This window comes from Shewanella sp. SM55 (assembly GCF_025654025.1).
GTDB lineage: Bacteria > Pseudomonadota > Gammaproteobacteria > Enterobacterales > Shewanellaceae > Shewanella > Shewanella oncorhynchi.
The window spans coordinates 88,718-101,817 of record NZ_JAKKRS010000015.1; the positions used below are offsets into that span (position 1 = coordinate 88,718).

Below are 13,100 nucleotides of genomic sequence, written 5' to 3' on the forward strand. Positions count from 1 at the left end.
ACCATGCTTAAACAACTTCAAACAGCGTTAGTATTGCCACGGATGATCATGACAGTAGCTGCCGTAAACGCCGATGGCACTGTCACCGCCAGCAGTGCCAGCGGTCACACTATCCGCGCCATTGGCTCAGGCACCATTGGCGATCACATCTACGTACAAGATGGCAGAGTGCTAGGAACAGCACCCGACTTGCCATTTGTGGAGATAGAGGTTTAGTTATTAATGGAAAATACTTGAAACACCACTCCAATTTATGCCCAATAAGTTTCTTTACACTTATTTACATTTTGATTTTCGGTCATCCAGAAAAGCGCTCACAAAGGATCAAAATTTTTGCATAACAATCATTAACAAAGACATATGTATTTTGTGCAAAATTAGGGTGTTAATTAATTTTCTCTGAAATTAATCTCACTTTATTGTAATGCACTAACAATAAATCGATTTAATAGTGGATAGTAGTCCTATGGACTACTAATTGTTTTAAAAAACAATACCTTAATATTTTTATGAATTGACAGGATGAGTTTGAAATCGTATCGTTTCTAACATGAAATACGACTACATATTCTGCATAGTCGAAATCATTAGGAGCTGATATGGACAGTCTGAAACTTGTAGTAACAGTAAAAGATCGTCACGAAATAGACGTTAACAGCGTTCAGTATCTGGACGGACTCAGAACTGCGGTTCGATATCTAAAATCCCGTTCTGGAGTGTTAGATAGCGGAGTTTCATTGTATGAAATTTCTCGTGAGATGGAGCAGTCTGATAACGATGTCAGAGCCGGATTTTTTAACACAATAGACACTTTTATCGCTGGTCGTGAAATTATTATCAGACAAGTTTGAATATCTTACTCTGAAACTATTCAAACATCTTTATCATGCAACCGCTTCGGGAATAGCTCTGTATACACTTGCCACAGAGTATTTATATTCCTATGGCCTGTGACCTGCGCCACTTCATCAATGCTATATCCCTTCTCAAATAGCCGGCTGGCACCTTCACGCCTTAGGTCGTGATAACGTAAATCTTCAATGCCCAATTCGTTACGCACCCGCTGAAACCCTGCAGTAACGCTGCGCTCATTGTAGGGGAAAATCCGCGCATCATTCCGAGGCTGCTTTTGCAGTATCTCCCAAGCCCCACCTAGCATAGGCACCAACATGTGGTTGCCTGCTTTTTTACGCGGATCCTTACGGTCACGAACGATCACGGCCTTTTGTGCCTCATCTACATCGTCCCATGTTATCCGGCACACTTCACCAATACGCATGCAACTCAGTATCGAGAAATCCAGCAAATCAATATAAGGGATGTGTGCAGCCCGTTGATCTGCTCTTTCAAGCAAGCCTATTTTCAACTTCTCAATTTCAATTGATGTTGGCCTGCGCGAGCGGCGTTCTGACTTGCCGATAAGGTTTTGGCTATGTAAAGTCTCATAAGCTTCGATCACAGGTATTTCTGAAGAAGCATAGCCATAGTTTGGCTTAGCCATTTTCAAGCACCAACGTAAATAGCTGACATCATGATTCACAGTAGATGGCCCTGCACCAGCTTCGCGTCTTAATTTACAATGCTCAACAATGTGATGTGATTTGATATCAGCAATATGCAACTTACCAATATCGCTATCAGCTAACATATTAAGCACATAAAGCTTAGTGCGGCCTAAGCTGATATGCGGATCATCAACATACTTAGCGATTAATGCCTGCAGTGTTATGCCATCAGCCAATGGAACAGGCACACCGCCGGACTCTAGTTTGGCAACTTCTTGCTTCGCCCACGCCTCAGCCGCCGCTTGCTTTGTAAAAGTCTGGTGATCGCTGTAAACTATCTTACCTTTTTTCTTCACCCTAACTGTGCATTTGTAGCGTGTAGTTCCATCAGCGCGAGTTCTAGGATCAATTACATAGAACGCCATTTTGGGTACCCAGTCCTATAATTTTGGATACCTCTCAGGATACCTGACAACGTTAAAATGTGCAAAAATGCGTAAAAATTAGCAAAAATATCAAATTTTCGGATTATAATGAATTTAGATAAAACCCAGCAGCACCAAGGTTTGGCGCCTAAAACCCTCGATAGAACCTTTTCCATTGCGCCCATGTTGGATTGGACAGACCGGCATTATCGTTATTTTGCACGTTTGATGTCGGCTAATGCTTTGTTGTATACGGAAATGGTGACAACAGGAGCGATATTGCATGGTCGCGGTGATTACTTAGCGTATAACCAAGAAGAACATCCTTTGGCGTTGCAGTTAGGTGGTTCTAATCCCTTAGATTTGGCTCGTTGCGCTAAACTCGCTGCTGAGCGTGGCTACGATGAAGTTAACCTCAATGTGGGTTGTCCTTCCGATCGAGTGCAGAATGGTCGCTTTGGCGCGTGTCTGATGGCGGAACCTGAGTTAGTGGCTGAGTGTGTTGACGCCATGAAACAAGTCGTTGATATTCCTGTGACTGTGAAAACGCGTATCGGAATTGATGAACAAGATAGTTATGCGTTTTTAACCCAGTTTATTGATGTGGTCAGTGCAAAAGGGTGTACGGATTTTACTATCCATGCGCGTAAGGCGTGGCTTCAAGGGTTAAGCCCAAAAGAGAATCGCGAGATCCCGCCGCTCGATTATGAGCGTGTGTATCAACTTAAGCGTGATTATCCTGCACTTAATATTGGTATTAATGGCGGCGTAACAACTCTCGAGCAAGCACAAGTTCATTTAGTGCAGCTCGATGGAGTAATGATGGGGCGCGAGGCTTATCAGAATCCTTATATTCTGGCGCAGGTGGATCAAATATTGTGTGGCAGTCAAAAAGCAGTGATCAGCCGAGAGGCTGTGATTGAGGCTATGTTGCCTTATATTGAAGCGCATTTGCAGTCTGGTGGCCGGCTCAATCATATTACTCGTCATATGATAGGTTTATTTCAAGGTTTACCAGGTGCCCGCGCTTGGCGTCGTTATTTGAGTGAAAATGCCCATAAAAACGGCGCTGGGATAGAAGTGGTAAAACAGGCTTTTCAGAGTATTCAAGCTGAAGTCACTGAGTGATTTCTAATCAACTTAAAAGATGGTGAAATTTACTAGTTTGAGTAGTATTTTTCACCACTTGTTATTTCCCAATTCATTCCTATATCTCATCCTGTTCACTTAAAATACTTTAAAGTGATTAGAATCATGCTGTTAAGAATGTTTTTATAAGTTGGCACGCAGTTTGTAATACTCCTTTCGTCAAGTTAATTAATCGAAAGGGATGCCATCATGTTTATGTTAACCATTAAAAAATCAGTACAAATGAGTGTGTTATTAGGCGCGTTAGTCGGTAGCGTTGCAGCACACGCAGAAGCCGCACCAATATCAGATGTTGTGGGAACTATTGAGCAAACATTAACTGTGCAGACACAAGAATTGTTCGTCAGTGTAAAGCGTGAATTTGTGATGTCATTGCAAACACAACTGGCTGAAAGTATGTATGACTTCAACAGTCAACTTAGCTTAAACGCTGAAAATAAAGGTGAATCGGCAGGTGCCGATGAATATAGCGCTAAGTAAAGGATCTGCTTATGTGGTTTGTAGCACCTTTGATGACATTGCTACTGTTACCTGTAATTAGTCTTGCGTTGTTTTCAGGCATTATTTGCTGGTTTCAGTGGCATAGTGTTAATGATAAATAAGTTAGCGATCAACTGAGCCGAGGTTTTAGATGAAACGATTAAAAGTGCGTATGGAGAGTCCAGAGCGATTAGTGTGTGGTGTTGCCGCTGGTATGGCGTGGAAATTTGATTGGTCTTGTTTTTGGACTCGTGCGGTGTGGGCTGGTGCAGTTGTATTTATGCCGGGTGTGAGTTTGCTAATTTACTTTGTTTTAGCATTGTTAGTTGACCAATGGAAAAAACCAGCCTAAGCATGCAGTGATGGCTGGCGTTGATGAGCTAATAAGTGGCTTGTTTTGATTTAAAATGATGCAGTTAAACCTATCAACAAGAGGGCACTTTGACCCTCATGCGAAAATGTATGTGCATACTGCCTTGCAGACTACTTTTTCAAAAAAGCTTGAAATCTGCTTTTGGCTTCATCACTTTTTAGCCTAGCGCTAAATTGTTCAAGTTCTTGGTGCATTTGGTGTTGTACACGATTTTTATGCGGACGCATTAATTGACGTGTGATTTGTAGGGCTTGTGGCGGTTGATTTGCCAATTTTTTTGCCTGAGATAGTGCATAACTGAGTAAATCTTCATGGGCCACAATTTCGTTGATCATATTGAGTCTATGGGCCGTCTCGGCATTAAAACTTTCACCAAGTAGCAGTAACTCAGCCGCTTTTTGATAACCAATGAGTTCTGGTAAGAGTAGGCTAGCCCCCGCTTCCGGCACGAGAGCCAAGTTGACGAAGGGAAGTTGAAATTTCGCCGTGTTGTCAGCGTATACCAGATCGCAATGTAGCAGTACGGTTGTACCTATACCGACGGCGGCACCAGAAACAGCAGCCACCAGAGGTTTTTTGAGTTCGAGCAGACAAAATAAGAAACGTACTGCGGGATGATTTGGCCCTAAGTCACTATTTTTCAAAAAGTCAGCAACATCATTGCCTGAGGTGAAACAATTATCTTGGCCATGGAGCATAAAGGCACGAATGTCGTTGTCTGCTTCACCTTCGATCAGGTATTCTGTCAGTTGTTTATACATATTAAGATCAAGTGCATTGCGTTTATCAGGGCGATTAAAGCTAATAATACGCACGCCCTGATCATCCTGAACCTGTATATGACTCATGGGTTGTTTCCTTTACGACGACATTGGGTAGACATGGAGTTTAAGACATTGAAACCAATATTCAAACAGCTGTTTAATTGTCTATTTTTATCTTGTGCATCATTTTCAGCGTTGGCGAACGTAGTCATGACTGAAGGTCATATACGCGCCATGCCTGAGACAGTACCAAATACTGCCGCTTACTTTACGCTTGAAAACCACACAGATAAAGCGATTCGTCTTATCGGTGTCAGTACGACTGTGGCAAAGGATGCCCAATTACACACGATTATCGAAGACCAAGGCATGGTGAAGATGCGCCATGTTGAAGGTTTTGACATCCCCTCCCATGGCACATTAACGTTAACGCCGTCAGGGGATCACGTCATGTTGCTTGGCTTAAAAGCGCCATTGGTGTTAGAGCAACAAGTTGAACTGCAATTAGAGTTTGACGGTGGCGAGAAAATGGCAATTACCCTGCCTGTTAGTAAAGCAGTAGAAAACGCCGCAGAGCAAGAGCATCATCACCATCATTAAGGAGTCGCTTGATGCAAATTACATGGAAAAAAGTTACCGGGGTCGGTTTATTTTTAGTATTAATCGGTTATGGCGTGAGTGTATGGTGGAGTATCGAACCGGATCCAATTAGCCCTCAACAATTAACAGCATCCAATAAGAATATTGTTGGGTACGCTACTACTACATCGCTAATCCTCACAGTCGAAAATTTACTCGATAAGCAAGGTGGTTGGCTATCAAACGATGTGATGCCACCTTCCATCTTTATGGATAACATGCCCGCATTTGAATATGGTGCTTTGGAGCAAGCCCGTGATTTAGCCTTGATTATGCGTAAAGAGTTTAGCCGCTCACAGTCACAATCTGCGGCGGACAAAGATTTAGGCGAAGCCCAATCTAAGCTCAATATTGACCACACAAGCTGGTTAGTACCGAGTGCCGAAAGCGAATATCGCGATGCAATCAAATTGCTGAAGCTTTATCGTGCCCGCATGATGGACCCAAATAATCAAGATGCACAGTTTTATGCCCGTGCTGACAACCTTAATGAATGGTTGAAAGAAGTGCAGAAACGTCTGGGCAGTATGTCGCAGCGTTTATCTGCCAGCGTTGGCCAAGAGCGCTTAAATACAGACCTAGCCGGTGATAATTCGGCGCGTCAATCAACTCCAAATTTGACCAGCCATCAGGTAAAAACCAGTTGGTGGAAAATTGATGATGTCTTCTATGAGAGCCGTGGTGCTTCATGGGCGTTGTTGAACTTTATGCGCGCAGTTGAAGTTGACTTTGCTGACGTATTGAAGAAGAAAAATGCTGAAGTAAGCCTAAGACAGATCATTCGTGAGCTGGAGGCGACTCAGCAAACTGTCTGGAGCCCTGTTGTGCTGAATGGCAGCGGTTTTGGCTTAGTCGCTAATCATTCATTGGTTATGGCTAACTATGTATCCCGTGCGAATGCCGCGGTGATTGATTTAACGAACTTGCTATCTCAAGGTTAATTATGAAAAAAACTCTCCTCGCCAGTGCGGTATTAGGATTCTGTATGGCCTCATCTGCCCAAGCGGCAACTGTGGTTGGTTTTACTATTGGTGGTGATTACTGGCGCGCCGATACTAGCGGTACTTTTGCTGATAAAGGTCAACCACAACAAACATTTGATTACAGTTCATCTGCTCAAGGCAGTTATTGGATTGCAGTTGAGCACCCATTGCCATTTGTCCCTAACATTAAAATCCGTGAAAATAGCTTAGATCAGAAAGGCGGCATGTCGGATGCTGATTTCAACTTCAATGGTCATGATTTTAAAGGTAATGTTACTGCTTATACTGATTTGAGTAACACAGACTTCGTGCTGTACTACGAAATATTGGACAACGACATAGTGTCGTTGGATCTCGGTGCAGCATACAAGTTAATGAATGGTTCACTGCGTGTTCAAGATCCTGGCCATCCAGAAGAGAAAGATGTCGATAGCGGTATTGTGATGGGTTACGCCAGTACGCATGTAGGTATGCCTGGCTTAGGCTTGTACGGTTTTGCTGATTTGATGCAGGGCGTCAATGAGTCAAGCGTGCACGACTATGCAATTGGTTTAGGTTGGCAATTTGATGGTTTGGCCGTCGATACGCGTGTACGTGTAGGCTACCGTGAATTTTTATTCGATGTGAGTAATTTCTCGGGTGTGAGTGCTGATACTAAATTTAAAGGTTATTTTGCGGGTGTTGAAATCAACTTCTAATTTTGTTGATTTTAACTTCTAAGCATAAAAAAACCGCCAAATGGCGGTTTTTTATATTTAATGACTGAGAGTGTTGTTACTGTGCAATCAAGCCATTATTGATGGCGATAACATCATCTTCATTCAATGTACCCGCAGCTTGCTTTAGTGCAACAACTGAGTTGATGTAGCTATAGCGCGCATCGGATAATTTACGTTTTGAGTCGTACAAGTCACGGGTACGGTTCAAAACATCAACGATAGTACGAGTACCCACTTCGAAACCCGCTTGAGTGGCTTTTAGGGCACTTTCTGATGAAATAACAGATTGCTCATAAGCTTTGATTGAGCTGATAGAAGCACCTACGTTGTTGTAGTTATTACGAACGTTTTTCACTACACCACGGTAAATTTGCTCAAGCTTTTCACTTGCTTCAACATACTGGAATTGTGCTTCATTAACTTGTGAGCTGACTTTAAAACCTTCGAAAATCGGAATGCTTAAGTTGACACCAACGCTGACATTATCAAAATCAGGTTCGTTGAGATTACCCATTTTTTGCTCAAGACCTTTGTTGTAACCGGCATTTAAGCTTAAAGACGGCATGTGGCCTGCTTGATAAAGCTTAATAGTCTCTTGGGCAATATCTTTACCAATACGTTGAGTCATTAAATCAACACTATTGGTTTCAGCAATTTTTAACCATTCGCTAGATGACGTTGGCGCTGGTGTAACGGCTGAGAAACGGTTGGTATCTAGCACATTAATCGTCTTGTGATCGATGCCGGTGATTTCACGTAAGGCTTCATAACTATTGGCGAGCGTGTTTTCGGCTAAAATTTCAGTGGCTGAGGCTAAGTCATATTGCGCTTGAGCTTCATGCACATCGGTAATCGCGGTTAAACCCACTGCGAAACGTTGTTTAGTTTGTTCAAGTTGACGCTCGATTGCGCGTTTTTCTGCACCTTGGAACTCGTAGTTGTCTTTCGCCGTTAATACATCGAAATAGGCTTTAGTGATACGAGTAATCAAGTTTTGTAATGCGGAAGCATAAGCGGAATCAGCTTGAGAAGCGGCTTTCTCAGCAAGACTTAAACCAACCCAAGCACTGTGATCATAGATGACTTGATTTAATTTCAGGCTACCTACTAGACCACTTGCATCATCCTTCGGATCATTCCAAGCTTTGTCATAACCGACGTTTGCACTAATGGTTGGCAACAGCGGAGCGCGGTTTTGCTCGATTTTCTCAAACAAACCATTACGCTGGGCTTGGGCTTGCAATACGAGCGGGTCGCTGGTCAGTGCTTGCTGATAAATTTGCAACAAATCATCTGCTTGCACCGCTGAAGCGGAAGCCGCAAGTGTTAATGCTGCGCATAAATTATGGATCTTAAATTTCATTTGCTGTCCTTATTAGACAAAATCCCCCCACGGAGGAATATTTTAACTTCGTTTAGACTAAGTAATGCCTTTACCAAGGCGGTTTGCGCTTCCCGACGCTTCCCGATACAGCTAAAACTTAATGACCTAGAGTCTAAGAACTCTGACACTTTCAAGTCAAATTCGAAGTGTAACAGATTTTATTTTAAAAATGTGCTCAAATTGCCTTGATTATAGGCGCAAATTTAACTTTTAAGGATAGAGTATGAAACCCCCTGTTTTTTCGCAAACGGATATTGAGATCTTAGGAAAAAAATCCCTTTATCAAGGTTTTTTCTCAATGGACGAATACACTTTCAAGCATAAATTATTCGCTGGTGGCTGGAGTAAGCCTGTCACTCGCGAAGTGTTTGAACGGGGTCATGCTGTGGTAGTCCTTCCCTATGATGCCAAGCAAGATAAAGTCGTACTCATCGAACAGGTACGCTTTCCTGCATTAGCAACCGCTAAATCTCCTTGGCTTCTTGAGTTAGTCGCGGGTATGATTGCGCCCGCAGAAACGCCTCTGGATGTTGCACACCGAGAATTAATGGAAGAAACAGGCTTAATGGCTAAGCAAATACACAGTGTGAATAGCTATTTAGCGAGCCCAGGTGGTAGTACAGAACGTTTCTATTTCTATTGGGCTGATGTCGATTCAAACAACGCCCGTGGATTGCATGGATTAGCTGAAGAGCACGAAGATATTCGATTGCATGTCATGAGCCGCGAGCAAGCTTATGAGCGAGTGGTTGCGGGTGAGATCGATAATGCGTCGACCGTTATTGGATTACAATGGTTACAATTGAACTATCAGCAACTGGTTTAAGTTGGGATGAATTTGGCTACTTCGAGTCTAAAACGGCGCTATAAACCCAACGTCAGTGATTTTTTAGCACTGTGCGGGCGTAATTATGGTTACATGTTGAAATGGTTACCGTTAGAGATAGCTATCGGTGAGTCATGGCGACTCGAAGGTGAGTTTGGTATATTAGTAGTGCGAATTTTAGAAAATACCAAATATACTCAGCTAGTTGAGATATCTCGTCCCATCGAAATCAAGGAGTTTATCAATACTCCCAAGGTGTTAGTGAGAATTTATCACGATGCTAAATTAGCAGAAGTGTTAACTGGCCAACAGATTTACCAATTACGCCCAGTGTATGATTATCCCAATGTACGCATGTATCAAAGTGATGAAAAGTACCAGGTGAATGCATTCCTGGAAGAGTTATTAAAGATTGGTTACCAACACAGTGTCGTGTGCCAGTCTTAGAATTGGGTATTCAATGTGCTGAAAGAGGCTGTCTCTTACTCCATAGCTGAAGGGGAAAGCGTGCGTATCGTGCAAGTCACAGATCCGCATCTTTTTGCCGATCCTGAAGCTCAGCTATTAGGAGTTAATACTAGCAAAAGTTTTGCTGCCGTATTAAATACGATTAGAGCTGTGGACTATCCTGCTCACTTGATGCTCGCCACGGGCGATTTGAGTCAAGACTATTCGGCTGAGTCCTATCAGCAATTTGTGAAAGCAGTCACCCCCGTTGGCTTACCTTGCCATTATCTTCCTGGAAATCATGACGATCCACGGATCATGTATCTGCACATGCAGGGTGAACAGATTTTTGGGCAGCAGCGTATTCTGGCGGGAAACTGGCAAATCCTCATGTTAGATTCAACCGTGCGGGGAAAGCCTGGCGGCAATATGGCCGAGACTCAGTTCGAATTAATTGATGAAGCCATTGCCGCACATCCTGAATGCCATACTTTACTGGTGATGCATCACAATCCCATCGTTGTGAATTGTACTTGGCTGGATCAGCACTGCATGGACAATGGCGCCGAGTTTATCGCGCGAGTGGCAAAGTATCCGCAGGTCAAAGGATTGCTCTGGGGACATGTGCACCAATGTATTGATACCCATCATAATGGGCCCCATGGCACGTTGCAGTTGATGGCGACACCTTCCACTTGTATTCAATTTAAGCCGTTATCGCCTTATTTTGCCTTGGATGGCGTTCAACCGGGTTATCGTTTGCTGGAGTTGAAAGCCGATGGTAGCATCAATACTAAAGTGTATCGCGTACCGGGTAACCATTTTTCCCCCGACAACAACTCTAGCGGTTATTAACGCGAATAGCCGCAGCCTGAGGAAATATGCTGCTTTATATTCACGGTTTTAATAGCTCTCCATTTTCAGATAAAGCTGTGATGACGGCTAAGTACATGGCGCTGCATCACCCTAGTGTGGCCTTCCATCAGCCCCAATTGCCTAATACACCTAAGGCTGCGATGGTGCTCTTAACCGCTTATGTTGAGGCGGCGATTGATGCCAAAGAGCCATTAGCTTATATAGGCTCATCTTTAGGTGGGTATTTCGCCAGCTATTTAGCCGAAACCTATGGTGGCAAAGCGGTGTTAGTTAATCCTGCGGTAAAACCCTTTGAGTTGTTCGATGAGTTTATGGGGCCGCAATTCAATCCTTACACTGAACAGCATTATCTTGTCTTATCTGAGCATAAGTCTGAAGTCGCTGAATTTAATACGGCTGTGATCCGCAATCCGGATCGTTTTTTGGTATTATTGCAGACAGGTGATGATGTGCTGGATTATCGCGAAGCGGTCAATAAGTATCATCACTGTCAATTGCGAGTTGAAGCGGGTGGTGATCACAGCTTTGTTGGTTATGAGTCGCATCTGCAAACTGTAAGCCAATTTTTACACTTACCTTGACAAACTGACATGCCGAGCCGCAACATGGCCGGATATAACAACCTATAGCGTGCCCTATGACAAATCAATACACCTCTGACGCCATTGAAGTTCTCAACGGACTCGATCCTGTTAAACGCCGTCCAGGTATGTATACCGACACCTCCAGACCGAACCATTTGGGCCAAGAGGTCATAGATAACAGTGTCGATGAGGCATTGGCTGGTCACGCGACAAAAATTGAAGTTGTTCTACATACTGATAACTCCCTCGAAGTCACTGATGATGGCCGTGGTATGCCAGTGGATATCCACCCAGAAGAAGGCATTCCTGGGGTTGAGTTGATTCTGACCAAATTGCATGCCGGCGGTAAATTTTCGAATAAAAACTATCAGTTCTCCGGTGGTTTACACGGTGTCGGTATCTCGGTGGTTAACGCTTTGTCGCGCCGTGTCGAAGTCACGGTTCGCCGTGATGGCCAAGTGTATGACATCGCTTTTGAAAATGGCTTTAAGGTTGAAGATTTACGCCCAACAGGGACCTGTGGTCGTCGTAATACGGGGACTCGAGTGCATTTTTGGCCCGATGCGAGCTATTTTGATTCAGCTAACTTCTCAAATTCAAAACTGATTTATCTACTTCGTGCTAAAGCGGTACTGTGCCCAGGTTTACGGATCAAATTCACCAATAAACAGACAAACGAAGTCCATGAATGGTTCTATGAAAGCGGCCTAACTGATTATTTGAAGGCAGCGATTGGCGACAATTTAAGGTTGCCAGAAGAGCCGTTTGTGGGTTGCTTTAAAGGCCAACTAGAAGCCGCAGATTGGGCCATTACTTGGTTGCCTGAAGGCGGCGAATCTATTGGCGAGAGTTATGTTAACTTAATTCCGACTCCGCTCGGTGGTACCCATGTGAATGGTTTTCGCCAAGGTTTATTGGAATCTATGCGGGAGTTCTGTGAGTTCAGAAATTTAATTCCCCGTGGTATTAAACTGTCACCCGAAGACATTTGGGATCGCGCCGCGTTTATATTGTCGGTGAAGATGCAAGAACCGCAATTCGCTGGTCAAACAAAAGAAAAGCTTTCTAGTCGCCAATGCGCTGCTTTTGTGTCTGGCGTTGTGCGTGACGCATTCTCACTCTGGTTGAACTCAAATACCGAATTAGCTGAATCCTTAGCCGAAATGTGCATTAATAATGCCCAGAGTCGTTTAAAGGCCGCCAAAAAAGTGGCCCGCAAAAAGGTGACTTCGGGACCTGCACTGCCGGGTAAGCTGACAGACTGTAGTGGCCAAGATCCGATGCGCGGAGAGTTATTCCTCGTGGAAGGGGATTCTGCGGGTGGTAGTGCTAAACAGGCCCGCGATCGTGAGTTTCAAGCCATCATGCCGCTGCGTGGCAAAATCTTGAATACCTGGGAAGTCGATGCTTCACAGGTGTTAGCTTCACAGGAAGTCCATGATATTTCGGTCGCGATTGGTTGCGATCCCGATAGTAGTGATATCTCTGAATTACGTTATGGCAAGATTTGTATCCTTGCGGATGCCGACTCAGACGGACTGCACATTGCTACCTTGTTATGCGCGCTATTTTTGAAGCATTACCGTATCTTAGTTGAGCAGGGTCATGTGTATATTGCTATGCCGCCGTTGTTCCGTATTGATATCGGCAAAGAGGTTTATTACGCCTTAGATGAGGCAGAAAGAGCGGGTATTTTAGACCGTATTGCCGCTGAGAATAAAAAGGGTAAGGTACAAGTCACCCGCTTTAAGGGCTTGGGTGAGATGAATCCTTTACAACTTCGTGAAACAACGATGGATCCAAACACTCGTCGTTTAGTACAGTTGACGATAGATGACATCGAAGAAACGGATGCTTTGATGGATATGTTGCTCGCTAAGAAGCGTTCGCCGGACCGTAAAAACTGGCTTGAAGATAAGGGTGACATGGCTTTACTTTAATGTTGT

General features: G+C 43.8%; 16 protein-coding genes. 13 read left to right on the forward strand and 3 right to left on the reverse strand.

The features are described from left to right. Positions 1-3: 3 nt before the first annotated feature. Together L5L91_RS17600 and L5L91_RS17605 are read left to right on the forward strand one after the other, a co-directional pair. Complete coding sequence (locus L5L91_RS17600) at positions 4-216, forward strand: hypothetical protein (RefSeq protein WP_263211224.1); 213 nt, start codon at positions 4-6, stop codon at positions 214-216. A gap of 383 nt (positions 217-599) precedes the next feature. Next, the gene (locus L5L91_RS17605) at positions 600-851 is read left to right on the forward strand and encodes a hypothetical protein (RefSeq protein WP_263237298.1); all 252 of its coding nucleotides are present in this window, start codon (positions 600-602) and stop codon (positions 849-851) included. A 20-nt stretch (positions 852-871) separates the two neighbouring features. On the opposite strand, the gene L5L91_RS17610 is transcribed toward L5L91_RS17605, so the two are convergent. Then, positions 872-1,930, reverse strand: a complete 1,059-nt coding sequence (locus L5L91_RS17610; protein WP_263237299.1) for a tyrosine-type recombinase/integrase — start codon at positions 1,928-1,930, stop codon at positions 872-874. Between the two features lie 108 nt (positions 1,931-2,038). Between L5L91_RS17610 and dusA the strand changes: the two genes are divergently transcribed. The 3 genes from dusA to L5L91_RS17625 all read left to right on the forward strand — a co-directional run bounded on the left by dusA (position 2,039) and on the right by L5L91_RS17625 (position 3,911). Continuing rightward, positions 2,039-3,058, forward strand: coding sequence for a tRNA dihydrouridine(20/20a) synthase DusA (gene dusA, locus L5L91_RS17615; protein WP_263237300.1), 1,020 nt, complete (start codon positions 2,039-2,041; stop codon positions 3,056-3,058). 210 nt (positions 3,059-3,268) lie between these two features. Next, complete coding sequence (locus L5L91_RS17620; RefSeq protein ID WP_263164672.1) at positions 3,269-3,559, forward strand: hypothetical protein; 291 nt, start codon at positions 3,269-3,271, stop codon at positions 3,557-3,559. Positions 3,560-3,710: 151 nt separating this feature from the next. Next, positions 3,711-3,911, forward strand: a complete 201-nt coding sequence (locus L5L91_RS17625; protein ID WP_113941528.1) for a PspC domain-containing protein — start codon at positions 3,711-3,713, stop codon at positions 3,909-3,911. A gap of 131 nt (positions 3,912-4,042) precedes the next feature. Here the strand turns inward: L5L91_RS17625 and L5L91_RS17630 are convergent, their stop codons facing one another. Then, entirely contained in the window at positions 4,043-4,780 is a 738-nt protein-coding gene (locus tag L5L91_RS17630) for an enoyl-CoA hydratase (protein ID WP_028761866.1), read from the reverse strand. A gap of 33 nt (positions 4,781-4,813) precedes the next feature. Here L5L91_RS17630 and L5L91_RS17635 point away from each other — a divergent pair, with 33 nt between their 5' ends. Genes L5L91_RS17635 through L5L91_RS17645 form a run of 3 tightly spaced genes read left to right on the forward strand, consistent with a single transcriptional unit; the run spans position 4,814 to position 7,016 of the window. Further along, positions 4,814-5,296, forward strand: coding sequence for a copper chaperone PCu(A)C (locus L5L91_RS17635; protein WP_263237303.1), 483 nt, complete (start codon positions 4,814-4,816; stop codon positions 5,294-5,296). Between the two features lie 11 nt (positions 5,297-5,307). Then, positions 5,308-6,276, forward strand: coding sequence for a DUF2333 family protein (locus tag L5L91_RS17640; protein ID WP_105251468.1), 969 nt, complete (start codon positions 5,308-5,310; stop codon positions 6,274-6,276). Positions 6,277-6,278: 2 nt separating this feature from the next. After that, entirely contained in the window at positions 6,279-7,016 is a 738-nt protein-coding gene (locus L5L91_RS17645) for a TIGR04219 family outer membrane beta-barrel protein (protein ID WP_131524113.1), read from the forward strand. A gap of 76 nt (positions 7,017-7,092) precedes the next feature. Here the strand turns inward: L5L91_RS17645 and tolC are convergent, their stop codons facing one another. Further along, complete coding sequence (tolC, locus tag L5L91_RS17650) at positions 7,093-8,400, reverse strand: outer membrane channel protein TolC (RefSeq protein ID WP_105251469.1); 1,308 nt, start codon at positions 8,398-8,400, stop codon at positions 7,093-7,095. 244 nt (positions 8,401-8,644) lie between these two features. On the opposite strand from tolC, the gene nudF reads away from it, so the two are divergent. Genes nudF through parE form a run of 5 tightly spaced genes read left to right on the forward strand, consistent with a single transcriptional unit; the run spans position 8,645 to position 13,094 of the window. Further along, complete coding sequence (nudF, locus tag L5L91_RS17655) at positions 8,645-9,247, forward strand: ADP-ribose diphosphatase (RefSeq protein ID WP_263164698.1); 603 nt, start codon at positions 8,645-8,647, stop codon at positions 9,245-9,247. A gap of 6 nt (positions 9,248-9,253) precedes the next feature. Beyond that, positions 9,254-9,694 (forward strand): DUF1249 domain-containing protein, encoded by a 441-nt coding sequence (locus tag L5L91_RS17660; RefSeq protein WP_105251470.1) that lies wholly within the window; start codon positions 9,254-9,256, stop codon positions 9,692-9,694. 15 nt (positions 9,695-9,709) lie between these two features. Next, positions 9,710-10,549: a 3',5'-cyclic-AMP phosphodiesterase gene (gene cpdA / locus L5L91_RS17665; protein WP_105251471.1), complete on the forward strand. Its 840-nt coding sequence runs from the start codon at positions 9,710-9,712 to the stop codon at positions 10,547-10,549. Positions 10,550-10,575: 26 nt separating this feature from the next. After that, positions 10,576-11,151, forward strand: coding sequence for a YqiA/YcfP family alpha/beta fold hydrolase (locus L5L91_RS17670; RefSeq protein WP_263237305.1), 576 nt, complete (start codon positions 10,576-10,578; stop codon positions 11,149-11,151). A gap of 56 nt (positions 11,152-11,207) precedes the next feature. Next, positions 11,208-13,094, forward strand: a complete 1,887-nt coding sequence (parE, locus tag L5L91_RS17675) for a DNA topoisomerase IV subunit B (protein ID WP_105251473.1) — start codon at positions 11,208-11,210, stop codon at positions 13,092-13,094. The last annotated feature ends 6 nt before the right edge of the window (positions 13,095-13,100 follow it).